We start from the raw sequence: 25,710 nt of genomic DNA on the forward strand, positions 1-25,710 counted from the left end.
GGTCAGACCGCGGAGAGCGCCGCGGGCGCGTCGGGGGCGGTGAGGTCGTGCGGGCCGCGGAGCAGCGGGAGGACTTCCTCGCCGATCCGGTAGGCCTCTTCGAGGTGCGGGGTGGCGGCGAGGATGAACGCGTCGACGCCGAGCGCGATGAGGTCGTCGAGGCGCTCGGCGACATGCTGGTAGCTGCCGACCAGGCCGAACGCCGGACCCGGGCGCAGCAGGCTGAAGCCGCCCCACACGCCGGGCGCGACGGTGAATCCGGCGGGGTCGCGCAGGGACGCGCCGGCCAGGAAGCCGCCGGTGCGGGCGGCGCCGACGGAGTCGCCTTCGCGGCCGCGGAGGAAGCCGTCGGCGGCCGCGTCGTCGACGTTCTCCCAGCCGCGCCGGACCTCGCGCCACGCGGCGGCTTCGGTCTCCCGGGCGAGGACGTCGACGCGGACCGCGAACTTGGGCGGCGGGCTGCCGGTCTTCGCACAGTGCTCGCGGACCGCGTCGAATTTGCGGGCGAGCTGGTCGAACGGTTCGAGCCAGGACAGGTAGTAGTCGGCGTGCCGTCCGGCGGCGTCGATCGCGGCGGCGGACGAGCCGGAGAAGTAGATCTCCGGGAAGTCCTGGGCGGCCAGTGGGGCGGGCAGGCCACCGCCCTCGACCCGGTGGAAGCGGCCGTCGAAGTCGAACGGGCCGCCGTCCCACACGCCGCGCAGCACGTCGAGGAACTCGGAGGTGCGCGCGTACCGGTCGTCGTGCGCGACCTTGTCGCCCCACCACAGTTGCGCGGGTCCGCCGCCGCCGGTGATGACGTTGAAGACGGTGCGTCCGCCGGTGGCGCGCTGCAGCGACGCGGACATGCGCGCGGCGTGCACGGGGTTCAGGAACCCGGGCTGGAAGGCGATCATGAACCGCCAGGTGCGGGTCTCGCGGGCCAGCGCGGCGGCGCTCGCCCACGGGTCGTCGGTCATCGGGAAGGACGGCAGGAGCCCGCCGTAGAACCCGGCCTGTTCGGCGGCGCGGGCGACGTCGGCCATGTGGTCGAGGTAGGTGAAGCCGTCGGGTGCGCCCCGCCGGAGGCCGGGGGCGATGCTGCCGGGGCGGACGCGGTCCCAGTCGCCGCGGGTCTTGTCGGGATGGCGCAGCGACTCCTTGTCGCCGCCCATGCCGATACGCCAGTAGATGTCGATGCTCATGCGCTCGCCTTCGCGGGGGTGGGCACGGCCGCGTGCAGGCGCGGCAGCAGGTGTTCGCCGATGCGGTAGGCCTCCTCGGCGGCGGGCCGGGCGGCGAGGAAGAAGCGGGTGATGCCGAGGGTTTCCCGGTACTCGGCGAGGCGTGCCGCGACGCCGTCGTACGAACCGACGAGCCCGGCCGTGTCACGGTGCCCGAACGCGTCGAAACCGTGCCACACGACCGCGTTGTCCGCGGCACTGAGCCCCGCACCGGTGCCCGCGCCCGTACCCGCGCGCCGGGTCAGCGCCTCGGCGGCCTCGTTGGCGTCCTCTCGGACCAGCAGCGGCACGCGCAGCCCGATGCCGATGCCGTCGCGGCGCGCGCCGGCCGCGGCACGCAGCCGGGCGATGTGGCCGGCCAGCACGGCGGGGTCCGCGTCCAGCCCGAACACGTGGACGTCGGCGTGCTTGGCGGACAGCGCGAGCGCCGCATCGCTCGTGCCGGTCAGGTGCACGCGCGGGAACGGCACACCGGACAGCGGGCCGAAGAACCCGCCCGCGACGACCTGGTGGAACCGGCCTTCGTAGCTGAACGCCCGCTCGTGCCACACGCCGCGCGCGACGGTCAGGAACTCGTCCGCGCGGGCGTACCGGTCGTCGCCGGTCACGAAGTCGCCGAGCGCCCGCTGCGCCGTCTCGTCCGCGTCGACGACGACGTGCCAGTCGAGGCGCGCGTCGGTGAACCGCTGCAGGGTGACGGACAGCTTGGCGGCATAGACAGGGGTGGCGAACGCCGGATGGAATTCGGCGCCGACGCGCAGCCACCGCGACTCGCGCAGCAGGGTCCCGGCGGTGATCCAGGAGTCCTCGCCCGCCGGGTCGTACGGAACAGTGACGCCGTCGAACCCGGCGACGTCGGCGGCCCGGCCGACCGCGGACAAGTAGTCGAACGCGCCGAACCGGTCGCCGCGTTCGTCGCGGAATGCGGGCCGGAAGGTGCGCTGTTCGGCCGGGTTCCAGCCGCCGCGCGGCCAGTGCGCCGGGTTCGCCTCGCGGCCGTCGCCCGCGACGGGCACCGCCCAGTGGTACTCGGGCTCGTGGTGGGTGCGGGTCATGCGGTCAGCTCCCCGGCGTGTTCGGCGGCGACGATCTCGCGGGCCCGGGCGAGCGGCTCGTCCGCGGTCCACGCGGCGAGGTCGACGTCGGCCGCGAGGAAGCCGTGCGTGAGCAGGAAGTCCTTTTGGATGCGCAGCAGTTCGCGGCGTTCCTCGGACAGGTCGGGGTGCAGTGCGGTGTGGAAGCCGGGCCGGTAGGCGCGGTCGACGCCGTCGCTGCCGGAACCGGTCTCGGCGGCGAGGACGCCGCGGACGTCGTCCGGGTTGGCGGCCGCCCAGTCCGCGGCGCGGAGCGTCTGGACGAGGAAGCGGACCACGAGGTCTTCGCGTTCGGCGAGGAGGTCTTCGTGGACGGTGATGGGGCGGGGCGTGCCGTTGTTGACCCGGAAGCGCCGGTCGGCCGCGGCGTCGAGGTCGACAGCGACGACGGCGCCGATCCGGGCGGCGTCCTCGGCGGACCGGGCGCCCTTGACGTACACGGCGTCCACCTCGCCCGCGGCCAGCGCGTCGAGCCCCGGCCAAGCCTCCCCGGCGCCGGGCCGGGCGGGCCACCGGGCGGTGGGCGGGCCGCCGCGGGTACCGCTCGCGACCTCGACGAACCGCACGTCGGCCAAGCCGAGCCCGGCGGTGGCGAGCGCCCCGGCGAAGCCGTGCAGGGCCATCGCGCGGGGGAAGCTGCCGGCGCGGGAGTCCGCCCACGCGGGCAGGGCGACGCGGGCGCCCTTCAGTCCGGCGGCGTCGGTGATGCCGGAGTCGGGCCGGACCAGGATCGACTGCCACTCGTCGATCCACGTCAGCCCGATCAGCCGGCTCGGGGCGCCCTCGGAGCGGGCGGCGAGTGCCGGGACGTTTCCGCCTTCCCGGAACAGGCCGACGAGCTCGTGGTCGAAGTGGTGCCGGGCCAGCTCCGCGGGCCCGTCCTGCAGCACTCCGAACGCGAGCCCGTCGCCGGTGAACTCGGCGGCGAGCGTGCCGCGGTGCAGGGCCAGGCCGCTCGCGGTGGGGACGGGGCAGCGGGTGTACCAGACGGTGTCGAGGGACTGCGTGGTCATCGGGACTCCTTCGGGTCGGGTGCGGCCGGTGCCTGCGATGCCGGCGGGGCCGGGTCGTGGACGCCGAGTTCGGCGAGCAGGCGGCGGCGCAGCGCGGTGAACGCCGGGTCGTCGGTGTGCCGGGGCCTGGGGAGGTCGACGCGGACGTCGACGGCGAAGCGGCCGTCGCGGAGCACGGCGATGCGGTCGGCCAGGCGTACCGCTTCGTCGACGTCGTGGGTGACGAGCAGCACGGCCGGGCGGTGCCGGGCGTACAGGTCGCCGACGAGGTCCTGCATGTGCAGCCTGGTCAGTGCGTCGAGGGCCGCGAACGGTTCGTCGAGGAGCAGGAGTTCGGGCTGCCGGACGAGCGCCCGGGCGAGCGCGACGCGCTGCGCTTCGCCGCCGGACAGCGTGGCGGGCCAACTGCGTTCCTTGTCGGCGAGGCCGACTTCGGCGAGCGCGGTGCGGCCCGCATCGCGGGTTGCGTCGCCGCGGCGCTGCCCGAGCGTGACGTTGGGCAGCACCCGCAGCGTCTGGACCAGCCGCGGCTCCTGGTAGACGATCGTGCGCCGCTGCGGCACGAGGACGGTGCCCGCGTCCGGGGTCTCCAGACCGGCGAGCAGGCGCAGCAGGGTCGTCTTGCCGGTGCCGCTGGGGCCGAGGAGGACGACGAACTCGCCGGGGCGGATGTCGAGGTCGACGGCGTCGAGGACGCGTTTGGCGGCGGTCTTCTTGGTGCCGCCGTAGGTCTTGCCGACCCCGCGGAGCCGGACGGCGACGGGGCTCGCCGCCGGGGAGAGGGCGGGGGCGGTCAGCGCATCGTGAGGTGCCGCTGCCATGGCATGGCCGTCCTTTCCACGAGGCGGATCAGGGAGTCGACGGCGAGGCCGAGGAGGGCGTACAGGACGATGCACAGGACCATGTAGTCGGGCCGGTAGTACTGCTGGGCGAGGGACACCAGGTAGCCGATGCCTTCGGTGGTGCCGACCTGTTCGGCGGCGATCAGCGCGGTCAGGCTGATGCCGAGGGAGATGCGCAGGCCCATGAGGATGTTCGGCAGTGCGCCGGGCAGGACGACGGTGAGCGCGAGGCGCGGGCCGGTGAGGCCGAACCCGCGGGCGGCTTCGACGACTTTGCGGTCGACACCGCGGACGCCGAGGTAGGTGTACGCGTACATCGGCGCGGAAGCGGACACCGCGATCAGCACGATCTTGAACGTTTCGTCGACGCCGAACCACGAGATGAACAGCGGCACCAGCGCCAGGAACGGCACGACCCGCTTCATCTGCATCGTGGTGTCGATCAGTTCCTCGCCGAGCCGGGAGAACCCGCTGACCAGCCCGAGCAGCAGTCCCGAGCCCGCCCCGAACAGCACGCCCAGGCCCACGCGTTTCGCGGACGCCTCGGTGTAGTCGGCGAGCTGCCCGGTCTCCCACAGTTCGCGGAACGCCGTGACCACCGACTCCGGCGATGCCAGGACGTTCCGGTCGACGCGGCCGGACGCGGACAGCCACCACCACAGCGCCAGCAGCCCCACCGGGAGCAAGGCGCGCACCGCGACCGACACCCAGCGGCTGCGGGGCCGGTCGCCGAGGAACCGGGGCGTGACGAGGCCGGACGTGTCCGTCTCGTCGGTGTCGGGCAGGGGTTTCGTCGGCCGGGGGCTCGTCACGACGCTCATGCCGGGACCTTCGACCAGTCGAAGACGACGGCGGCCGGGTCCACCGGGTTGGGCAGCACGTTGTACTTCTTGAACAGCGCGGCGACCTTCTCGATGCTCGCGTTGTCCTCGGCCTTCGGCAGCCGCGGCGGGTTGGTGTAGCGGGCGGTTTCGAGGTTGTTCTGGAGCCGGGCTCCGGACGCCGCGCGCGGCCCCTTGTCCTCGAACACGTTCTGGAACTTCTCGGGATTGGCCCGGAGTTCGGCGGTCAGGTCCTGCACGACCTTCAGGTAGGTCTGGACGGCCTTGGGGTTCTCGGCGAGGACCTTGTTCGACGCGACGGTGATGTTGAGGTCGTCGGACGGCAGGTCGCGGCCGCGGAAGATCGGCCGCGCGCCCTGGGCGAGCGCCTCGGGGAACGCGTCGACGATCGCGACCCACGCGTCGACCTTGCCCGCGGCGAACGCACCCGCGGCCTGGTCGGGCTGCATGTAGACGCGCTCGACCTTGTCGACCGGCACCCCGGCCTGTTCGAGCGCGAGCAGCAGCAGGTACTCGCCGTGCCCGGCGCGGTTCACCGCGACCCGCTTGCCCACGAGGTCCTGCACGTTCTTGATCGGACTGTCCGGCTTGACGACCAATCCGTCTCCGGCGCCCGCACGTTGGTCGGTGACCGGGTCGCCGAACGAGAAGATCTTGATGTCGGGCGTGGACGACAGATAGCCGAGCGCCGGTGAGATCGCGCCGCTCTGCACGTTGACCGCGCCGGCCCGGATCGCCTCGGTCGCCGCGGTGAACGAGGCGTAGTGGCCGCCCCATTCGACGCGGGCGTTGACCTTGCGGAGTTCCCGGTCGAGGACGCCGGTCTTCTTCGCGTACGCGAGGACGCCGGCGTTGCCCGGGTCGATGAGCTTGAGGACGGTCTGCCCGCCGCCGTTGTCCGCCGCCTCCGAATCCCCGCCGCAGGCGGTCGCGGTGAAGGCGAGCGCGGCCGCGGCGACCGCGGCTCCGGCGCGTCGGAACCAGCGCAACTTCGTCGTGGGCATGGGGAATTCTCCTCGGAAACGAAAAGCGGGTGCGGGGCACGGGCGGGGTATGCGGGCGCACCGGGTCGGCCCGACGGGCACGGGAAGCCCGGCGGGCGGAATCGGTTGCCGCGAAAATCCGTCGGCGGAAATAAGCGTCCGCGCGGACGGGGAAAGAGAAAAGCCGTGGCTGCGGCGGGGGTCAGCGCCCCTGCCGGATCAGCACCGGATCAACGCCGGTTCAACACGGACAGAGTGCGCTACGACACAGAGCCATCGGGGAAAGGCCGGTCAGCAGGTTCTTCGACACGCCCCGAACCTAACAAGCCGCGCTGCCGCGCCACAACGGAATCCGGGGCTCCGGATCCGTTTTCCGGAATCCGGAAACAACTCGGCAATACGGGGTTATCAGGCGGCGCGAAAACCGGTTCGGGTCAGGGGATTCGCTTCCGACGGGCCCCTTGAAACCGCAGCGGGCGTGGTTCGGGAAGGCGCACGCGGGCCGGCGGGGGGCCTGGGGGCTGGGGCGGGGGTGGACAGGGGCAGGGCGCGGGCGCGTGGGGAGACGGGGCGGGGGGTGGACAGGGGCAGAGCGCGCGGGCCGCGGGCGCGGGCGGCCGCAGGCAGGCCGACGCGGGCCCGCGCCGACACAGGCCCAGGCCGACGCTGGCGCAGACCAGAGGCGAAGCAAGCGGGGCAAGCGGGGCAGGAGGCGGGGCGGGCGGCGCGGTGGTGTGCGGGCGCGCGGGCGCAGGCCGGCGCGGCCCAGGCAGGGGGCGAAGCAACGCGCGGCAAGCGGATAGGGACACGGAGCGAGCGGGCGGCGCGGGCGGGGAGCCCCGGCCGGGTGCCAGGAGGGATGCCCTGGCCGGATGCCGAGCGGCGGCCGGGCCGGCCCTGCGGCGCAACACCCCTCCGCCGTGCGGGGATCGGTGTCCTTCCGGTCCCTCGCAGTCGGTCGGGCACGAACCTCCGGCCAGGTCGCGGGGGGTCGACCTGGCCGGAGGCGTCTTTTTTGCGGGGTGGATCAGGTGGCGCGGTGGGTGTTGCGTTCGCGGCGGGCGAGGTTGCGTCGGCGGCGCGAGCGGAGGAGTTCGACGGCGAGCGGCAGCAGGGAAATGACCACGACGACGGCGACCAGCGGGAGGAGGTAGCGGTCGACGTTGGGGATCGACTTGCCGAGGCCGTAGCCCGCCAGGACCAGGCCGACCGTCCAGACCAAACCGCCGGCGACCTGCCACACGGTGAAGGTGCGGACCGGGACGCCGAGCACGCCCGCGAGCGGGTTGAGCACGGTGCGGACCACCGGGACGAAGCGCGCCAGCACGACGGCTTTCGCGTGGCCGTACTTGCCGAGGATCTCTTCGGCGCGGCCGACACCCTCGTGCAGGCGCGGGTTCTTGTACCGGTCGAGCAGCGCGCGGCCGCCGCGGCGGCCCAGCAGATAGCCCGCCTGCGCCCCGAGCAGCGCACCGCCGACCGCCGCGACCAGCACCTGCCACAGCGAGAGGTGGACGTTCCCGGACGCCCCCGGCACGCACAGCAAGCCCGCGGTGAACAGCAGCGAGTCGCCCGGCAGGAAGAACCCGACCAGGAGACCGGTCTCCGCGAACAGCACCACGGCGATGCCGAGCGCGCCGAACGCGGACAGCAGCGAACCCGCGTCCAGGACGTTGACGGCGAGTCCCGCGGCAGACGGCGGCATGGGGGGGGTTCCCTTCGGGGGTACGGCGAGGCATCCGGCCGCGGCAACGCGGTCGGCACACCCCACACCATGCCCACAGGCCGCTGAGAATCCGCTGAGAGAGAACCCGACGCGGCGCTCCCTTGCCCTCGGGCCCGCCGGTGGCACGCTGGGGGCCGCCGGAGATCCGGCCCGACCACGGTCAAGCCATTCGGAGGAAAGGACACACCATGGCGGACACACCCGAGGTGACCGACGTCCCCGACAAGAAGCGGTACGAGGCGCGTTTGGACGGCGCCCTCGCCGGCTTCGCCGACTACCTGCGCACGCCCGACGTGATCGCCTTCGTGCACACCGAGGTCGACCCCGCGTTCGAAGGCCGCGGCGTCGGCGGCGCCCTCGTCCGCGCCTCGCTCGACGACGCCCGCCGCGCCGGCACCAAAATCCTGCCGGTCTGCCCGTTCTACTCGGGCTGGATCGCCAAGCATCCCGAGTACCAGGACCTCGTCTACCAGAGCACCAGCACGGTCAAGGACTAGAGCGGGTCTGAGGCGGTGTCCGGGCCGCACTCGGCCTGACGGCGCCCGGCTGCGCGGTACGCGTGCCGGTGCCATGCTGGGCGGATGGGCCCCGGCGCACCGCGCCGCCGCCCACCGCCCGGGGACTCGGGGCAGGGCATGCGGCGGCCCACATGGCCGCCGACGTCAGCAACCGGCCGCGGACGCACCGCGGCACCGATGGCCGATCGGAACGCCCCATGAGTCCGACGCGAACCCTGGCAGCACTCCCGTGCGGCCGCCGCAGCAAGTGGGCGGTCGTCGTCCTGTGGCTCCTCCTCGTGGTGGTCGCGGGTCCGCTCGCCGGCAAACTGTCCGGCGCCGAGGACAACCAGGCGTCCAGTTGGCTGCCCGGCAACGCCGAGTCGACGAAAGTCCTCGACGAACAGAAGACCTTCCAGCCCGTCACGACCCTCGACGCCGTCGTCGTCTACCAGCGGCCGTCCGGCATCACCCCGCAGGACCAGGCCGAGGCGCAACGCGACGCGGCCGCTTTCGCGACCGCCCCGCACGTCGTCGGGCCCGTCGTCGGACCGGTCGTCTCCCAGGACGGCCAGGCGATGCAGACCGTCGTCCCGATCGAGATCGGCACCAGCGGTTGGAACAACCTCTCCCCCGCCGTCGACCAACTGCGGTCCGTCGCAAACACCGGCGACCTCGGCATGGCCACCCACGTCACCGGCCCCGGCGGCGTCGGCGCCGACCAGTCCAAAGCGTTCGAAGGCATCGACAGCACCCTGCTGACCGCCACCGTCGCCGTCGTGGTGATCCTGCTCCTGCTCACCTACCGCAGCCCCGTGCTGTGGATCTTCCCGCTGCTGTCCGCGGGCGTCTCGCTCGCCGTCTCGCAGGCCGTCATCTACCTGCTCGCCAAGCACGCCGGGCTGACCGTCAACGCGCAGAGCGCCGGCATCCTCATCGTGCTCGTCCTCGGCGCGGGCACCGACTACGCGCTGCTGCTCACCGCCCGCTACCGGGAAGAACTCCGCCGCCACGAGGACCGGCACGAGGCGATGGCGCAAGCCCTGCACCGCGCGGGCCCGGCCATCCTCGCCAGCAGCGCCACCGTCATCGTGTCGATGCTGTGCCTGACCGTCGCGGAGATGAACTCGACGAGCGGCCTCGGCCCGGTCTGCGCGATCGGCGTCCTCGTCGCCCTCGCCGCGATGCTCACCCTGCTGCCCGCCCTGCTGGTCGTCATGGGCCGCTGGGTCTTCTGGCCGGTCAAACCCGCCTACGGCACCGCCGAGCCGACCCGCACCGGCCGCTGGGCGCACATCGGCGCGTCGATCGCCCGCCGCCCGCGCCGCATCTGGATCACCACCGGACTCGCGCTCGGCGTGTGCGCGCTCGGACTGACGTCGCTCAACGCCAACGGCCTCACCGTCGCGGGCAGCTTCACCGGAAAGCCGGACTCGGTGGTCGGCCAGCAGGTCCTCGCCGACCACTTCCCGGCCGGCACCGGCGACCCGCTGTCCGTCATCGGCAACGCCGGGCAGATCCCCGCGGTCGAAGCCGCGGTCCGCGGCACCCCCGGCATCTCCGCGACCACGCCGCCCGCGTTCGCGAACGGCCGCGCGTTCTTCCAGGCGGTCTCCACCGACCGGCCGGACAGCCAGGCCGCCAAGGACACCGTCGACCGGGTCCGCGACGCGGCCCACGCGGTCCCGAACGCGGACGCCAAGGTCGGCGGCGGCGCCGCGATCAATCTGGACGCGGGACGCGCCGCGGCTCACGACAACCGGGTGATCATCCCGCTGGTGCTCGGCGTCGTCCTGATCATCCTCGGCCTGCTGCTGCGCGCGATCGTCGCACCGCTCGTGCTGATCGCGACGGTGGTGCTGTCGTACGCGGCCGCCCTCGGCATCAGCGCGTTCGTCTTCGAGCACATCTTCCACTTCAGCGGCCAGGACCAGGCGTTCCCGCTGTTCGTGTTCGTATTCCTGGTCGCGCTCGGCATCGACTACAACATCTTCCTGATGACGCGCGTCCGCGAGGAGACCGCGAGACGCGGCACCCGCGACGGCGCGGTCACCGGATTGGCCGCGACCGGCGGGGTCATCACGTCGGCGGGCCTGATCCTCGCCAGCACGTTCGCGGTCCTCGGCACGCTGCCGGCCACCGGGTTCGCCGAGATCGGGTTCGCGGTCGCCCTGGGCGTGCTGCTCGACACGCTGGTGGTCCGGTCGATCCTGGTCACCGCGATCACCGTCGACCTCGACCGGCACATGTGGTGGCCGAGCCGGCTGTCGAAAGAGCCGACGTGGACGGCGGTGGGGTCGCCGGACTCCAGTCGGGTGCGGTAGCCGCCGCACTCGCCGACCCGCGGCCCGATCCACGGTTGCCGGCCCCCGGCCGGGGAACCACGAGAGGATTCCCCAACGAAAGGACATGCGCATGCGTGTCGTCATCGCCGGCGGCCACGGACAGATCGCCCTCCTCCTCGCCCGCGTGCTCGCCGACCGCGGCGACGACGTGCTCAGCCTGATCCGCAAACCCGAGCAGTCCGGCGCCATCGAAGCCGCGGGCGCCACGCCCGTCGTCCTGGACTTGGAAACCGCGTCGCGCGCGGCGGTCGCGGAGGCTCTGGCAGGCGCCGACGCGGCGGTGTTCGCCGCGGGGGCGGGGCCGGGCAGCACGATCGACCGCAAGTACACCGTCGACAAGGGCGGCTCGGTGCTGCTCGCGGACGCATGCGAGGAAGCGGGGACCGGCCGCTTCGTACAGATCTCCTCGATGGGCGCCGGTGCCCCCGCGGCCCCGGGCGGCGACCCCGTCTGGGCGGCCTACATCGACGCGAAGACGCAGGCCGAGGACGACCTCAAGGCGCGCGGCGGCCTGGCCTGGACCATCCTGCGTCCCGGCGGACTCACCGACGACGCGGGCACCGGCACGGTGACCCTCGCGGCGCCGCCCGTACCGCGCGCCTCGGTGCCGCGCGCGGACGTCGCCGGGGTCATCGCCGAACTGCTGACCGCGCCGGGCACCGCCGGGCTGACGCTCGAACTCCGCTCGGGACCGATGCCGATCCGCGACGCGGTCGCGGCGGTGGCACGCACCTGACGCTCGTGGACCGGGCTGCCGGCCCGGGGTGCCCACCGGTGCCCCGGGCCGGACCCGCTCACACCGGCTCGTGCTCGTGCACGTACGACGCCGCCTCCGCCGCCGCGACGTCCGCGTCACCCGCCCGGATGGCCTCGACCAGCCGCGTGTGGTCCATCAGCTCGCCCGGCACCAGGTCGGCGCCGACGTCGACGCGGAGCCAGTCGCGCAGCAGCTCCCCCAGGTCGGCGTACAGCTCGGTCAGGACGTCGTTGTGCGCGGCCGCGACGACCGTCATGTGCAGGCTCGCGTCCGCGGTGACGAACGCCTCCGCGTCGCCGCTCTCCCACGCCTCGTCGCGCCGCGCCAGCGCGGTGTCCAGCAGACGCAGGTCCTTCGCGGTCCGCCGGGTCGCGGCGAGCCGGGCCGCCGACGACTCCAGCATCGACCGGACCTCGGCGATGTGCCGGGCGTCCGCGCCGGCGAACCGGCGGTGCATCACCCCCGACAGCTCGCTCGTCGCCACGACGTACGTGCCAGACCCCTGCCGGATGTCCAGCAGCCCGTTGTGCGCCAGCGCGCGCACCGCCTCGCGGACCGTGTTGCGGGCCACCCCCAGCTGCTCGACCAGCTCCGGCTCGGTCGGGATACGCGAGCCCACCGGCCACTCCCCCGACGTGATCTGCGCACGCAGCTGCGCGGCGACCTGTTCGGAGAGCGCGGCACGGCGCGGTGCGGACAAAGGCATGGCGCTCCTAGCGGACATCGCAGCCGGCCGCGGACCGACCGGAACGAAGTGGACAACCAATCATCCCATGATTCTATGATGGACGGCATGTCCCAGCACGAGACCTCCGCGATACGCCGCGAACCGGCGCCGCAGAACCCGGAAGAAGCCCCCGGCCCCCGACGCCAGGCCACCGGAGCGGACGCCCGCCCCGGACCGGCGGGCGCCGGACCGGCGGCCACGTCCGGCCTGCCGCGCTGGTTCACCCCGGTGCTCACCGTCGCGATCGTGCTGGCCGCGCTGAACCTGCGCCCCGCGGTCACCAGCCTCGGCGCGCTCATGGAGGAGACCCGCGACGGGCTTGGCATGAGCGGCACCGTCGCCGGCGTCCTCACCTCCGTCCCACCGCTGTGCTTCGCCGTGTTCGGCATCGCCGCGCCGCGGCTGGCCCGCCGGTTCGGCCTGGCCGCGGTGGTGTGCGCGGGCATGGCGGCGATCACCGCCGGACTGGTGCTGCGCCCGTTCGCGGGCAACACCGCGGCGTTCCTCGCCGCGAGTGCGCTGTCCCTGGCGGGTATCGCGCTGACGAACGTGCTGCTGCCGGTGATCATCAAGCGCTGGTATCCGGACCGGATCGGCAGCATGACCGGCCTGTACTCGATGGCGATGGCCATCGGCACCTCGCTGGCCGCCGCGGTCACCGTGCCGATGACCGATGCCGTGGGCGGCGGCTGGCGGGTCGGCCTCGGCCTGTGGGCGATCGTCGCGATCATCGCCGTGGTGCCCTGGCTGCCCCTGGCCCGCGCGGCCCGCGGCACCGCGGCCGCCGACCGGGGAAAGACCGACGCCATGGCCGCCGCCGGGCCGAGCATGCTGCGCAGCCGTACCGCGTGGGCGCTGGCCTGCTACTTCGGGTTCCAGGCCACCGCCGCCTACATCACGATGGGCTGGATGCCGCAGATCTTCCGCGACGCGGGAGTGTCGGCGGGCCAGGCGGGCCTGCTCCTCGCCGTGACGATGTTCATGGGCGTGCCGCTCGCGTTCGTGATCCCGCGCGTCGCGAGCCGGATGCCGAACCAGGGCCCGATCGTCGTCCTGCTCGGCGCGTTCGGCCTGGCCGGCTACGCGGGCCTGTACTTCGCCCCGGCGGGCGGCGCGTGGGCCTGGGCCCTGCTGCTGGGCATCTCGAACTGCGCGTTCCCGCTGGCGATCACCATGATCGGGCTGCGCGCCCGGTCGGCCGCGGGCATCGTCAAACTGTCCGCGTTCGCCCAGAGCACCGGCTACCTGATCTCCATCCCGGGCCCGCTGCTCATCGGCGTGCTCTACCAGAAGACCGACGACTGGGGCCTTCCGATCGCGCTGATGGCGGCCCTGATGGTGCCGCAGATCCTGATCGGCGTCGCCGCGGGCCGGAACCGGCAGATCGAGGACGAGGGCCCGGACGGGGCGTCCTACGGCTCGACCAAGCCGGCCCGGATCGCATAGCGGGTGAGTTCGAGCCGGTCGCGCAGGCCGAGCTTCTGCAGGATGTTCGCCCGGTGCCGTTCCACCGTCTTGGCGCTGATCACCAGCATCGCGGCGATCTCGCGTGACGTGTGGCCCTCGGCGACGAGCTTGAGGACTTCCTCTTCCCGCGGGGTCACCGCGCGGTCGGGCGGCGGATGCCCCTCGCGGACCCGGTCGAGGTGGGTGCGGATGAGCGTGCTCACCACCCCGGGGTAGACGAACGGCTCGTCGCGCATCGCGGCGCGGCACGCTTCCACCAGGTCGCGGTCGGCGACGGACTTGGGCACGTAGCCGTTTGCGCCGACGCGCAGTGCCTCGAAGAAGTACTGCTCGTTGTCGTACATGGTGAGCATCAAAATGCGCAGGTCGGGCAGGTCGCGGGAAAGTTCCCGGGCGGCTTGCAGCCCCGTCGTGCGCGGCATCGCGATGTCGAGGACGGCGAGGTCGATCCCGCCGCGCCGGGCCTGCGCGACGGCATCGGCCCCGTTCTCGGCTTCGGCGACGACGGTGAGGTCGGGTTCGCCGTCGAGGATGAGCCGGACGCCGCGGCGGACGAGGGCGTGGTCGTCGGCCAGCAGGATGCGGGTGGGGCGGACGGAGGGGTCGGCCGGGGTCACGAGGCGGCTCCTTTCGCGGTGCGGGGGGTTGGGGGCTGCTTGTGGGCTTGGGCCTGTTGCCGGGTCCGGGTCGGCTTGTGGGCTCCGGACTGCTTTCGGGCTTGCGGCTGTGCGCGGGCTGGGCCGGCTCCGGGGTCGGGTAGCGGGTCGGCTTGCGTGGGTGCCGGGTCGCGGGGAGCGGCGGTGAGGCGCAGGCGGATCTCGGTGCCGCCGTCGGGGAGCGCGGTGACGCTGAGGCGGGCGCCGGCCAGCAGGGCGCGTTCCCGCATACCGCGGATTCCGGCGCCTTCGGGGGCGGTGCCGATGCCGGTGCCGTTGTCGCGGACGCAGAGTTCGACGGTCGTGCCGTGCGCTTCGGCGTTGACGGTGCCGTCCTTCGCGGTGCCGACTGCGGTGGCGACGGTGTGGAGGCGGACGACGGCGCGGTCGGCACCGGAGTGCCGGACCGTGTTGGTGAGGGCTTCCTGCGCGACCCGGTACACGGCGAGTTCGGCGTCCGGTCCGAGCGGCGGCAGCTGCGGTTCGATGGCATGGCTCACGGTGAGCGCGGACGTGCCGAACTCGTGCGCGAGGGCGCGCAGGGCGCTGCCGAGTCCGAGGTCTTCCAGGACGCCGGGGCGCAGGTGCCGGGCGATGCGGCGTATCTCGTCGAGGCTCTCCCGGGTGATCTCCTGCGCGGAGGCTATTTCCGCGCGCAGGTCGGCCGGGGCGGCCGCGGACACGTGCTTGAGCTGGAGCAGCACGACGGTGAGGGCCTGGCCGACCTCGTCGTGCAGTTCGCGGGCGACGCGGCGGCGTTCTTCCTCCTGGGCGGAGACGACGCGGGCGCTGCTGGTCGCGCGTTCGGCTTCGAGGCGGTCGAGCATCGCGTTGAACGCGCCGACGAGCGCGGCCATTTCACTGGATCCGCCGAGTGCGGTGCGGGCCCCGGGACGCAGCAGGTCGGTGGTGCTCATCGCGCCGGTGAGGCGGCGCAGCGGGGCCAGCGCGTACCGCAGGATCAGGGCGTTGACGACGAGCATCGCGGCGAGTCCGGAGACGACGACGAGGGCTTGTCCGGGGAGAACCGGGCTGGAGACCGTGACCGGGCCGAGGAGCAGCAGCGCGGCGGCGACGAGGACCGCGGCGTTGAGCAGGAAGATCCGCCAGAAGAGGGTCACGCGTTGGGCCTTTCGGGTGGTGCGTGTGCGCACCCTCGTCCTCCGTGTCCTCCCCGTGGTGCGGCGGCTGCCGCCGTGGTGTGCGCCGCGGCGTGGTGGGCCGCTGTGCGGTGGGGCCCGGGCTGTGGTCGTGCGGGACCGGTCCGGGCCTGTGGATGTCCATCGTGCCAGGCAGTCTTCCGCGGGCCGCAGGGTGGTGTCTATGCATGCTGACACCCATATACCCGCAGGTGGGAGGGCTGGCAGAGTGTCGGGCGAGCCGGTGCCTGGCCGGTGTTCGGCGGGTCCCCGTCCGGCGGGTGTGTGACGCGCGGGCGGTCGGTGCGGGTGCCGCCGGAGGCTCGGGGCCGGGTTGGTGCGGCGGTCGGCCGGGTGCCGCTGCCGCGACTGCCGCTGGGAGTGCCGCGTACTGCCGCGCGGCGTGAGAATGCGACTTTTTCGTCGCCCGTGACGATTCCGGGAGCTGTTCCGCTGTGCCTGCGATCGATGTGCCGTGTGTCCGACGTGGGGTTGCGGGGTGTTCGTGCCGGTGCCGGTGAGCGGGGTTCGGGCGGGGTCGGGGGCGGCTTCGGGTGGGGGTACAGCTTCCCGGGCGGCTTCGGGGCGGCGGCTGAGTTGGGACGTGGTGCGGGTCGCGGCGCTGCTGCTCGTCGTGTGGTTCCACAGCACGTGGCAGGCGCCGTTGTGGCATGCGGAATTGGCGCCGCGGACGTTCGCGCTCGGGTATCCGGTGGGGGCGAGCCTGCTGCTGGTGGTGTCGGGGTATTTCGCGGCGGCGGCGGTGCGGCGGCAGGAGCCGTGGCGGTGGTGGTGGGGGCGGTTGTTCCGGTTGCTGCCGGCGTTCTGGGCCGCGGTGCTGCTGACGGCATTCCTGTCGTGGGAGGCGGCACCGGTCGGGTGGTGGGTGCCGGCGTGGTCGGACGTGGGGGCGAACGTGCTGATGCTGTGGCAGTGGAAGCCGCAGCTTTATCCGTACGTGGATGCGTCGCATTGGACGATCCCGATCCAGCTTGTGGCGTTCACGGGTGTGCTGGCTGTGTGCCGGCGGCCGTGGCGGCGGGTGCCCGGGGTGGCGCTGCTGTGGGCCGCGCTGGTGTTCGAGGTGGCGCTGTGGCCCGAACGCGTGTACGGCGGGTCGGAGCCCTTTCGGATGTTCTACGACGGCCTCGGCTGGTACCGCATGCACTTGTTCGTCGCGGGGGTGGCGGTGTACGCGGTGGCGTCAGGGCGGATCGGGCGGGCGCACGGGGCGTTGCTGGTGGTGGCGTGCGTGGCGGCGCACCAGTTGCAGGTGCTGGACGCGACGACGACGGTCGGCGTGGCGGCCGGGTTGCTGGTGATCGTGGCGGCGGCGGTGGGGCCGGACTGGGACGGGGTGGTGCCGTCGGCGGCGCAGCCGGTGATCCGGTGGCTGGCGGGGATTTCGTACGGGGTTTACCTGACGCATCAGACGTTGGGGGACATCGTGATGCGGCACTTGCAGGACGCGGGGTTCGGTCCGTTCGCGCAGACGGTGGGGATGCTGGCGACGGGGGTGCTGTTCGGCTGGCTGGTGACGGTGGCGGTGGAACGACCGGCGTATCGGGCGCTGTGCCGGTTGCGGGACCGGTGGACGGGGGTGAGGGCGGTACGGGCAGACGGGTCTGCGGGGACGGGGCGGGCGGCCGCGTCTGCGGGGGTGGCGCCGGTGGCCGTGACGCTGGTCGAGCCTGCGGGGCCGGTGGCGGCCGTGACACTGGTCAAGCCCGTGAGGTCGGCGGCGGCCGTGGAGGTGGTGAAGCCCGTGAGGCTCGTGAAGCCCGGGGAGACTGCGGGGTCGGTGAAGCTGGTCAAGCCCGCGAGGTCGGCTGAGTCTGCGCGGCGTTTGGAGCTGTCGGGCCGGCGGGAGAGCCCGTGAGGGCGACGGGACCCGTGGACCGGCGAGGCCGCTGAACCCGAGGACCGTCGGGCCGGTGAAGTCGCCGGCTGGGGCCCAGGTGCCGCCTTCGCGACACCCCGGCGGGCCGGATCGCGCGGCCCTGGTCGCGCCGCCTTGGTCGAGGCCCGCCCCACGCACAAACGCGTCAGCGCCAGGCCGGCGGACCGGTGGGGTCGGTGGGGCCCTGTGGGGTCAGTGGGGTCAGTGGGGTCGACGGCCAAGGCGAAGTTGCGGCCACCGCGACAACCCACCCGAGCCGAGTCCCGCCGCCCGGGTCGAGATCACATCCCTGTGTGGGCGGCGGGGTCGTCCCTCTGACTCGGTCTCACCGTCGGCAAGTGGTGACGTGGGCTGCCGGGGTGTCGTTGCGGACCTCGGCAGGGGCGCCCCGCGCCGGCGTGGATGGCCCTGCGGCGGATACCGACCGGCTCGTCTGGGCAGTCGTGCGGCCTCGCCGCGTCCGAGGGGTCAGTGCCAGCCTCGGGTGTCCCAGACCGTGAGGCCTCGGTGGGGGGTGGTGGGGGTGATCAGGCGGGTGCCGTCGGGGGTGAAGGCGGTGGTGGGAGGGCCGTCCAGGCCTTCGGTGAGGATCCGGAGTTGGCGGTGGGCGGCGGTGTGCCACAGCCGGACGGTGCCGTCTTCGGCGGCGGTGGCGAGGAGGGCGCCGGCGGCGCCGAAGGAGACGGCGGTGACCGGCGCGGTGTGGCCGGTCAGGGCGGCGATGCGGGCGCGGCGGAGGACGTCCCACAGCAGGACGGTGCCGTCGCGGCCGGCGGTGGCGAGTATTTCGCCGTCGGGGGTGAAGGCGAGGGCGTCGACGCAGTCGGTGTGGCCGGTCAGGGGGGCGAGGTAGCGGAAGCGGCCGCGGGTGCGGATCCAGAGGTGGGCGTGGTGGTCCATCGAGCCCGCGGCGAGGACGCGGCCGTCGGGACTGAAGGCGACCGCGCCGACGGACTGGCGGGGGCCGGTGAGGGCGGTGACGACGGGGCGGTCGCGGGTGAGGTCCCAGACGTAGACCTTGCGGTCGGTGGCCGCGGCGGCGAGGAAGCGGCCGTCGGGGCTGTAAGCGAGGGAGCGGACGTGGGGGTCGTGGCCGCGGGCCCGGCGGGGCACGAAGGGCACGTGGAGGCGGCCGGTGCGCTGGCCGGTGTGCGCGTCCCACAGGTCGACGAGGCAGGGGTCGGCGCCGGATTCGGGGGGTTCGGCGGGGGCGGGGGCGTCGGAGGCTACGGACTGGCCGTCGGGGCTCAGCGCGGCGACGTGGGCCTGGTCGGGGTCGTCGACGGTGAAGCGGGGGCGGGACTGGCCGAGTGTCCAGACGCGGACGGAGCCGGGGTCGAACGCGTCGAGTTCGGTACGGCGGAGGTGGCTGGTGCTCATCGCGGTGCCGTCGGCGCTGAAGGAGATCGACGAGACCGAGGCGAAGCCGCGAAGGAGGACGGGGGGCGGGAGTTCGGGGAGGTCGCCGTCGTCCAGCCAGGCGGGTTCGGGGACCTGCGGTCCGCCGTTGGCTCGGAACCCGAAGTACGCCAGTACGCCCATCGTGCCCGCCCCCCGGCCGCTGGTTGTGCGTTGGCCCCGATGCTGTGCCGTGCGCGTGTCGTCGCGCGGGCGTCGGTTCTTGCCGTCGTCGGCGCTCGCGACGAACGCCATTGTGCGGGGGGATGATCGGATAGGGGAAGAGCGGGGACGAGCAATCCGGTTTGGGCATAAGGAAGTTCGGCGGGCGGGGATGGCCTGATTCAGGCCTTGCCGCGGGCGCACCGGTGGTGGGCGGTGCGCCCGCGGGCTTGGCTTTGCCGTTCGCGAATTCGCTTTGCGGAAAGCTGTTTCACCAAGGGATGACCGGCGCCGCGCCCGCCCGTCCCGTCGGCCTCAGCGTCCCGTCAGCCTTCCAGGTGCAGTTTGAGGGCTTCCAGGGTCGCGCGCATCGTCCGTTCGTTGTGCTCCGCGCGCGGGCCGGTGCGGAGGGCCGCTTCGGTGAGGAGGCGGGCGGCGGCGCCGAGCGGGCCCACGCGCTGGTCGCGCCAGGAGTGTTCGAGGTAGGTGCCCTTGTCGGTGGGGGTGAGCGTGAAGGACCAGCGGGCGATCGGGAGGCCGGCGTCGACCCGCCAGGCGAGGGCGCGGGCCGGGCGGGCCTCGGTGATCGTGCAGCGGGTCGACCACACGGCCGGGCCGCGGCGGTTCGTGCCGACGAAGCGTGCGCCGGCGACCGGTTCGCGCAGACGCCCGATCCAGCGGCCGCCCGTGCACTCGGGGCTCCACTCCCCCATCCGCGTCACGTCGGACAGGACGGCCCACACCTCGTCGGGCGCGGCCTCGATCTCCAGGCCGACCGTGACATCCCGCCGCTTGGTCCCCACGTTTCCCGTACCCACGCTTTCCGTCCGCCCTTCGTCGTGCTGCCCGTTCGCTTGTCCGGCATCGTCGCGCGGATGGGCCACCACCCGGGCGAGTTTCGCCGGAACCAGCGTGACATGCCGCAGCATCTGCTTCTCCGGCGCCGGGTCCGGCGCGGTCGGATCGACGCGCGCCAGCACCTCGCGGATGATCACCTTCATTTCCAGGACGGCGAACTGCGCCCCCACGCAGTAGCGCCGGCCACCGCCGAACGGCATCCACGCCTTCTGCGCGCGGGCGGCGTCCGGGCCGAGGAAGCGTTCGGGGCGGAACTCCGCCGGGTCCGGGAACACGTTCGGATCCTGGTGGATCAGGTTGATGTGCGGCGCGACGAACCAGCCCGCCGGTATCTCGTGCTCGCCGAGGCGCAGCGGCGCGTCGAGCAGGCGCGGGGCCTCGTACACGACCGGGCGCGAGCGGAGCGCTTCCTTGACCACCGCTTCCAGGTACGCCTCGCTCTCCCCGGCGGCCAGTTCGGCCCGCAGTTCGGCGAGTACGCGCGGGGTACGGACCAGGCGCTCGAACGTCCACGCGAGCGCGGTCGCGGTGGTTTCGTGACCGGCGCTGAGCATGGTGACGAGTTCGTCGCGCAGTTCGGTGTCGGTGAGCGGATTGCCGTCCTCGTCGCGGGCTTCGAGGAGACGGGACAGAACGTCGGTCGCGCCCGGTTCGGGATGCGCGCGGCGGCGGGCGATCTCGTCGTACAGGATCGCGTCGACGTCGGCGCGGGCGCGCTGGAAGCGGGTGGTGGGCAGGAAGCCCATGCGGTTGAGCGGCGCGCGTTCGGTCCAGACGCGGGCGGCGGGCGGGAGCATGAGGAGGGCGATCGCGCCGCCGACTTCGATGAGGTTGGGGATGGCGACGCGCAGCCGGGCGAGGCGCTCGTTGTCCCGGATGCCGAAGACGAGCCGGAGGACGACGTCGAGCGTGATGTCCTGCATACGGTCGCGGAGGGCGAACGGTCGGCCGTGCGGCCACTCGGCGATCGAGGCGGCGGCGATGGCGGCGATCTCGTCGCCGTACCCGGCGATGGCTTTGCCGTGCAGGGGCGGGCTCAACAGGCGGCGGTGCCGCCACCACGGCTCGCCGTCGAGGCTCAGCAGCGAGTCCGCGCCGACCAGGCCCTCGAGGAAGCCGCGGCGGACTTCGCCCGCGCGGCCGGTGCCGGCCGCGTCCACCGCGTAGACGAGCTGGGCGAGTTCCGGATCGACGACGAACGCCTCCGGCGGGAAGCCGAGGAACCGGGTGTGGAACACCGGTCCGAACCGGCGCCGTGCGGCTCGCAGCGCCGGGGCGGGAGCGGCGAGGAACACGGCGGTCTGCAGCCAGGCGGGCAGCCGCGGACCGGGCGGCGGCGGGGCGGACACCATCGCGTTGCTCCTGTCACGAGTGCCACGAGTCCGATCACGGGTCGGATCGCGGGTCGGCTCACGGTCGGCTCGCGGTCGGCTTGCTTGGTGCGAACAGCCTTTTCCCACAGCCACCTTGGCACCCGACCGGGGCCGTGTACACCCTGCGGCGATGGGCGGGCGACGCTCTGGACGGGACGAGGCTACTGGCGCGTAAGGTGGCCCGACCACCCCGGCGCCACCGCCGGTCCCGAGCGACCGCACGAAAGGCCTGCCATGCCCGACTCCGTCGACCGCCCCACCTCCAGCCCGGCCGCGCGCCGGACGGCACTCGTCACCGGAGCCTCGTCCGGCATCGGCGCGGCCGTGGCGGCGGCCTTGGTCCGGCGCGGCTATCGGGTGCTCGGCACGACGCGGCACCCCGAGGCGGTGGCCGCACCGATCGACGGGGTCGAGTACCTGGCGCTGGACCTGACCGACGACGACGGCATCACGGCGTGCGCGGCGGCCGCGGGCGACGTCGACGTGCTCGTCAACAACGCGGGCGAGAGCCAGAGCGGGCCGCTCGAGGAACTGCCGATGGCGGCGGTGCGGCGGTTGTTCCAGACCAACGTCTTCGGCGCGGTGCGGCTCACGCAATTGGTCCTGCCCGGCATGCGGGCGCGCGGGTACGGGCGGGTGGTGATGGTGGGGTCGATGCTGGCGAGCTTTCCGCTGGCTTACCGGTCGTCGTACGTGGCGTCCAAGGCGGCGTTGAAGGGCTTCACGACGGCGGCTCGGCGCGAGGTGGCGCCGTACGGGGTGGCTCTCACCACGGTCGAGCCCGGTTCGATCAACACGGGGATCAGTGAGCGCCGCACGCAGTACCTCGCCGACGACTCGCCGTTCGGCGAGGAGTACCGCACGATGCTGAGCGCGTTGAACGCGAACGAGGCCGCGGGGGTGTCGGCCGATGCGGTGGCTGCGGTGGTGGTGAAGGCAATCGAGGCGCCGCGACCGAAGTCGCTGTACGCGGTGGGGAGCAATGCGCCGGTGGTGTTCCCGCTGCGGCGGGTGCTGCCGCGCGGGGTGGTCGAGCGCATGACCGCCCGCCGCCACGGCCTCCGCTGACCCCCCTCCGGGTGAACCCCCACCACGATGCGTGGTCATACATAGACACCTTTATGTCCAAAATGTTAGAAATGGCTGGTGATAGGGCGCTCCCGGCAACCGCGCGCCCCGCGGTCCCGTCACCCCCGCAGCATCGCGGGGCAGGTTTTTCTGCTCCAAGCGGTCGTGGTCGTGCTGCTGGTGGCCGGAGCCGCCGTGGCGCTGGTTCTGCAAGCCCTGCGGGACAGCGACCGCGACGCCCGGCACCGCACCCTCGCCGCCGCCGAATCGTTCGCCAACGCGCCCGGCACCGCCGCCGCCCTGAGCAGCGCCGACCCGTCCGCGACCCTGCAGCCCGCGGCCGAAGCGGCACGGCAAGGCGCCGACATCGACTTCATCATCGTGCTCGGCAAGGACGGCACCCGCCTCACCCACCCCGACCCGCGGCTCATCGGCCAACGGTCTCTGGATCCCCATCTCCAGGAGGCGCTGACCCGCGAACAAGCGATCACCACGACCTATCCCACCGACCGCGGCCGCGCCGTGGTCACGAGCGTCCCCCTGCACGACGCGCAAGGGAACCCCCTCGGCCTGGTCGCCGCCGGCCTCACCGTGGAACGCGTCAACGGCATGTTCACCGACCGGATGCCGCTCGTCCTCGGGGGCGCCGCCGCCGCGCTGGCCCTCACCGCCGGGGGCACCGCGCTGGTCAGCCGCCGCCTGCGGCGCCAGACCCGCGGCCTCGGCCCCGCCGAGATCACCCGCATGTACGAGCACCACGACGCGGTCCTGCACGCCGTCCGCGAAGGCATCCTCATCATCGGCGACGACGGCACCATCCTGCTGAGCAACGACGAGGCCCGCCGCCTCCTCGGCGTCCCCGAACTCGACGGCCGCGCCATCGCCGAACTCGGGCTCGACCCGGGCCTGGCCTCCCTGCTGCAATCCGACCGCCCCGCCAGCGATGAGGTGCACACCGCGGGCGAACGGCTGCTCGCCGTCAACAAGCGGCCGACCGCGCCGTACGGCTCCGCGGGCAGTGTCGTGACCATCCGCGACTCCACCGAGCTGCAGGCGCTGGCCGGGCGCGCCGAGATCACCCGTGGGCGGCTCAACCTGCTGTACGAGGCCGGTCTGCGCATCGGCACCACCCTCGACATCGCCCGCACAGCCGACGAACTCGCCGAAGTCGGCACGCCGCGGTTCGCCGACATCGTCACCGTCGACCTGCTCGACGCCGTCCTCACCGGCGAGGAGCCCTCCCGCAACCGCACCCGCATGCGGCGCGTGGCAGCGCGCTGGGCGCCCGGCTCGGACGCCCCGCCGCTGCACCCCACCGGCGACATGATCGAGTTCGGTCCGACCACGCCGATGGCGACCGCGCTCATCTCCGGCCGCGCGGTGCGCCGGGCGGACCTGACCGCGGGCGACGACTGGCGGGCCCAGGACCCCGACCGGGCGCGCGGGCTGCTCTCCGCCGGCGTGCACTCGCTGATCTCCGTGCCGTTGCAGGCCCGCGGCGTCGTCCTGGGGCTGGCCTCGTTCTGGCGCGGCCCGGAGTCGCCGCCGTTCGAGGAAGACGACGTGTCGTTCGCGGAGGAACTCGCGGCGCGCGCCGCGGTCGCGATCGACAACGCCCGCCGCTACACCCGCGAGCACACCATGGCGGTCACGCTGCAGCGCAGTCTGCTGCCGGGCGGGCTGCCGGAGCAGGGCGCGCTGGAAGCGGCCTACCGGTACCTGCCGGCGCAGGCCGGGGTCGGCGGCGACTGGTTCGACGTGATCGCGCTGCCCGGGGCGCGGGTGGCGCTGGTGGTCGGCGACGTCGTCGGGCACGGCCTGTACGCGGCCGCGACGATGGGGCGGCTGCGCACCGCCGTGCACAACTTCTCCGGGCTCGATCTGCCGCCCGACGAGATGCTGGGCCACCTGGACGATCTGGTGAGCAGCATCGACCGCGACCGGTCCGCCCACGACGACGACCCGGATCCCGCGCAGATCACCGGCGCGACCTGCCTGTACGCGGTGTACGACCCGGTGTCCGGCCGCGTCACGATTGCCCGTGCCGGGCATCTCGGTCCGGCGCTGGTGACCCCGGACGGCAATGTGTCGTTCCCGGACGTGCCGGTGTCGCTGCCGCTCGGGCTCAACGGCAGTCTCCCGATCGAGTCGGTCGACCTGGTCCTGCCGGAGGGCTCGCGGCTGGTGTTCTACACCGACGGCCTGGTCGAGGACCGCAGCCGGGACCTGGACGCCGGGCTGCGCATGCTGGCGTCGGCACTGTTCGCCGCGGGGCCGGATGCGGATCCCGAGCACACGTGCGAGACGGTCATCGACGCGATGGTCGGCCCGAAGTCCAGCGACGACATCGCGCTGCTCGTGGCCCGCACGCACGTGGTCGACGCCGACCGGGTCGCGGTGTGGGACGTGCCGCCGGACCCGGCCGCGGTGGCGGCCGTCCGCGCCCGGTCCGCGCGCCGGCTGGCGGAGTGGGGGCTGGCCGACATCGCTTTCAACGCGGAGCTGATCCTGAGCGAGCTGGTCACGAACGCGATCCGCTACGGCAGCGCGCCGATCCAGGTGCGGCTGATCCACGACCGCCGGCTGATCTGCGAGGTGTCCGACGCGGGCAGCACCGCCCCGCACCTGCGGCGCGCGGCGACGACCGACGAGGGCGGGCGCGGACTGTTCCTGGTCGCGAAGTTCGCCGCCCGCTGGGGCACCCGGTACACCGCGCAGGGCAAGGTGATCTGGGCGGAACTCCCCCTCCAGGAGGGTTCCGGCCCGTCCGGCGAGGACATCGCGGACGCGCTGCTCGACCAGTGGGACGACGCCGAGACCTGGTAACGGCACGCCTGCTTACCGACCGCTGTACCGGCATGCCTGCTTACCTGCCGAGCGCCGCGTGGTGGCCGGGTCGCGTGCCCGGCCACCACGCGGCCGCCTTACCGCTCGCTTACCGGCTGCCGCTGCGCCGACGCCGCGAGCACCGCGTCCCACGACGCCATCGCCAAGGCGACGGTCGCCCGCAGTTCCTCCTCTGTCGCGCCGTCGAGTGCGCGGACCGTGAGGCCGTACAGCACGGCCGTGTAGTACGCCGCGATGGCGTGCGGGTCGGCGTCCGCCGGGAGTTCGCCGTCGCGGATGCCCTGGGCGAGCCGTCCGGAGACCAGGCCGGCGTGGTTGCGGCGGGATTCCTCGAGCAGCTCGCGCACCGGCGAGTTGGCGTCCGAGCAGTTGATCGCGGAGACCACGAACATGCAGCCGGCGGGTTCGCCGGCGGCCGTCCGGGGCCGCACGTTGGCCTCGAGGACGGCCTGGATCGCGCCGTATGCGGTGGGCGCGTTGAGGCCGTCGATGCCGGGGGCGCCGTCGGTGGCCTCGTACAGGCCGAGGGCTTCGCGGAAGAGGCGTTCCTTCGAGCCGAACGCCGCGTAGAGGCTCGGCGAGGCGATGCCCATGGCGGTCGTGAGGTCGGTCATCGAGGTGGCTTCGTAGCCGTGCTGCCAGAAGACCCGCATTGCGCTGCGCAGCGCGGCATCTCGGTCGAAGGCGCGTGGGCGTCCGGGTCCGGCCATCGCGGCCTCTCCTTCCGGTCGTTCCCCCCTCGCTGTCCCGCCGTCGCGGACCGGTCGCCCGATCCGTGCCGTGCCCCCCACGG

20 protein-coding genes are annotated in these 25,710 nt (G+C 73.4%); 7 read left to right on the plus strand and 13 right to left on the minus strand.

All coding sequences use genetic code 11. From position 1 onward, the window contains the following. Positions 1–2: 2 nt before the first annotated feature. The 7 genes from ABEA93_RS17895 to ABEA93_RS17925 all read right to left on the minus strand — a co-directional run bounded on the left by ABEA93_RS17895 (position 3) and on the right by ABEA93_RS17925 (position 7,702). A complete protein-coding gene (locus tag ABEA93_RS17895) occupies positions 3–1,184 on the minus strand; it encodes an LLM class flavin-dependent oxidoreductase (protein ID WP_345676582.1) in 1,182 nt (393 codons plus the stop codon). Next, entirely contained in the window at positions 1,181–2,278 is a 1,098-nt protein-coding gene (locus ABEA93_RS17900; protein WP_345676583.1) for an LLM class flavin-dependent oxidoreductase, read from the minus strand. The genes ABEA93_RS17895 and ABEA93_RS17900 overlap by 4 nt, the downstream gene beginning before the upstream one ends. Next, on the minus strand, positions 2,275–3,330 hold the full coding sequence (locus tag ABEA93_RS17905) for an ABC transporter substrate-binding protein (protein ID WP_345676584.1): 1,056 nt from the start codon (positions 3,328–3,330) through the stop codon (positions 2,275–2,277). Before ABEA93_RS17905 ends, ABEA93_RS17900 begins: the two co-directional genes overlap by 4 nt. Further along, positions 3,327–4,151: an ABC transporter ATP-binding protein gene (locus ABEA93_RS17910; RefSeq protein ID WP_345676585.1), complete on the minus strand. Its 825-nt coding sequence runs from the start codon at positions 4,149–4,151 to the stop codon at positions 3,327–3,329. The genes ABEA93_RS17905 and ABEA93_RS17910 overlap by 4 nt, the downstream gene beginning before the upstream one ends. After that, positions 4,124–4,993 carry an ABC transporter permease gene (locus ABEA93_RS17915; RefSeq protein ID WP_345676586.1) on the minus strand — a complete coding sequence of 290 codons (870 nt, stop codon included), beginning with the start codon at positions 4,991–4,993 and terminating at the stop codon, positions 4,124–4,126. Before ABEA93_RS17915 ends, ABEA93_RS17910 begins: the two co-directional genes overlap by 28 nt. Next, positions 4,990–6,018, minus strand: a complete 1,029-nt coding sequence (locus ABEA93_RS17920) for an NrtA/SsuA/CpmA family ABC transporter substrate-binding protein (protein ID WP_345676587.1) — start codon at positions 6,016–6,018, stop codon at positions 4,990–4,992. Before ABEA93_RS17920 ends, ABEA93_RS17915 begins: the two co-directional genes overlap by 4 nt. 1,006 nt (positions 6,019–7,024) lie before the next feature. Continuing rightward, a complete protein-coding gene (locus ABEA93_RS17925; RefSeq protein ID WP_345676588.1) occupies positions 7,025–7,702 on the minus strand; it encodes a DedA family protein in 678 nt (225 codons plus the stop codon). A 209-nt stretch (positions 7,703–7,911) separates the two neighbouring features. Between ABEA93_RS17925 and ABEA93_RS17930 the strand changes: the two genes are divergently transcribed. From ABEA93_RS17930 to ABEA93_RS17940, 3 genes are all read left to right on the plus strand, one after another. Continuing rightward, positions 7,912–8,220 carry a GNAT family N-acetyltransferase gene (locus tag ABEA93_RS17930; protein WP_345676589.1) on the plus strand — a complete coding sequence of 103 codons (309 nt, stop codon included), beginning with the start codon at positions 7,912–7,914 and terminating at the stop codon, positions 8,218–8,220. A 218-nt stretch (positions 8,221–8,438) separates the two neighbouring features. Further along, positions 8,439–10,544: an MMPL family transporter gene (locus ABEA93_RS17935; protein ID WP_345676590.1), complete on the plus strand. Its 2,106-nt coding sequence runs from the start codon at positions 8,439–8,441 to the stop codon at positions 10,542–10,544. Between the two features lie 91 nt (positions 10,545–10,635). Then, positions 10,636–11,301 (plus strand): NAD(P)H-binding protein, encoded by a 666-nt coding sequence (locus ABEA93_RS17940; RefSeq protein ID WP_345676591.1) that lies wholly within the window; start codon positions 10,636–10,638, stop codon positions 11,299–11,301. A 58-nt stretch (positions 11,302–11,359) separates the two neighbouring features. Here the strand turns inward: ABEA93_RS17940 and ABEA93_RS17945 are convergent, their stop codons facing one another. Beyond that, positions 11,360–12,028 (minus strand): FadR/GntR family transcriptional regulator, encoded by a 669-nt coding sequence (locus ABEA93_RS17945; RefSeq protein ID WP_345676592.1) that lies wholly within the window; start codon positions 12,026–12,028, stop codon positions 11,360–11,362. Between the two features lie 87 nt (positions 12,029–12,115). On the opposite strand from ABEA93_RS17945, the gene ABEA93_RS17950 reads away from it, so the two are divergent. Next, positions 12,116–13,495, plus strand: coding sequence for a CynX/NimT family MFS transporter (locus tag ABEA93_RS17950; RefSeq protein WP_345676593.1), 1,380 nt, complete (start codon positions 12,116–12,118; stop codon positions 13,493–13,495). On the opposite strand, the gene ABEA93_RS17955 is transcribed toward ABEA93_RS17950, so the two are convergent. Together ABEA93_RS17955 and ABEA93_RS17960 are read right to left on the minus strand one after the other, a co-directional pair. After that, a complete protein-coding gene (locus ABEA93_RS17955) occupies positions 13,462–14,133 on the minus strand; it encodes a response regulator (protein ID WP_345676594.1) in 672 nt (223 codons plus the stop codon). The genes ABEA93_RS17950 and ABEA93_RS17955 overlap by 34 nt on opposite strands. Then, positions 14,130–15,293: a sensor histidine kinase gene (locus ABEA93_RS17960; protein ID WP_345676769.1), complete on the minus strand. Its 1,164-nt coding sequence runs from the start codon at positions 15,291–15,293 to the stop codon at positions 14,130–14,132. Before ABEA93_RS17960 ends, ABEA93_RS17955 begins: the two co-directional genes overlap by 4 nt. 622 nt (positions 15,294–15,915) lie before the next feature. On the opposite strand from ABEA93_RS17960, the gene ABEA93_RS17965 reads away from it, so the two are divergent. Beyond that, positions 15,916–17,190 carry an acyltransferase family protein gene (locus tag ABEA93_RS17965; protein WP_345676595.1) on the plus strand — a complete coding sequence of 425 codons (1,275 nt, stop codon included), beginning with the start codon at positions 15,916–15,918 and terminating at the stop codon, positions 17,188–17,190. Between the two features lie 489 nt (positions 17,191–17,679). Here ABEA93_RS17965 and ABEA93_RS17970 read toward each other — a convergent pair whose 3' ends face one another. Continuing rightward, a complete protein-coding gene (locus tag ABEA93_RS17970; protein ID WP_345676596.1) occupies positions 17,680–18,753 on the minus strand; it encodes a WD40 repeat domain-containing protein in 1,074 nt (357 codons plus the stop codon). A 344-nt stretch (positions 18,754–19,097) separates the two neighbouring features. Then, complete coding sequence (locus ABEA93_RS17975; protein WP_345676597.1) at positions 19,098–20,981, minus strand: cytochrome P450; 1,884 nt, start codon at positions 20,979–20,981, stop codon at positions 19,098–19,100. A 255-nt stretch (positions 20,982–21,236) separates the two neighbouring features. Here ABEA93_RS17975 and ABEA93_RS17980 point away from each other — a divergent pair, with 255 nt between their 5' ends. Both ABEA93_RS17980 and ABEA93_RS17985 read left to right on the plus strand, forming a co-directional pair. Further along, the gene (locus tag ABEA93_RS17980; protein WP_345676598.1) at positions 21,237–22,070 is read left to right on the plus strand and encodes an SDR family NAD(P)-dependent oxidoreductase; all 834 of its coding nucleotides are present in this window, start codon (positions 21,237–21,239) and stop codon (positions 22,068–22,070) included. Positions 22,071–22,148: 78 nt separating this feature from the next. After that, positions 22,149–24,896, plus strand: a complete 2,748-nt coding sequence (locus tag ABEA93_RS17985) for a SpoIIE family protein phosphatase (RefSeq protein ID WP_345676599.1) — start codon at positions 22,149–22,151, stop codon at positions 24,894–24,896. Positions 24,897–24,994: 98 nt separating this feature from the next. Here the strand turns inward: ABEA93_RS17985 and ABEA93_RS17990 are convergent, their stop codons facing one another. Then, entirely contained in the window at positions 24,995–25,627 is a 633-nt protein-coding gene (locus ABEA93_RS17990) for a TetR/AcrR family transcriptional regulator (RefSeq protein WP_345676600.1), read from the minus strand. Positions 25,628–25,710: the final 83 nt, after the last annotated feature.

It is taken from the genome of Yinghuangia aomiensis (assembly GCF_039542225.1).
GTDB classification, from domain to species: domain Bacteria; phylum Actinomycetota; class Actinomycetes; order Streptomycetales; family Streptomycetaceae; genus Yinghuangia; species Yinghuangia aomiensis.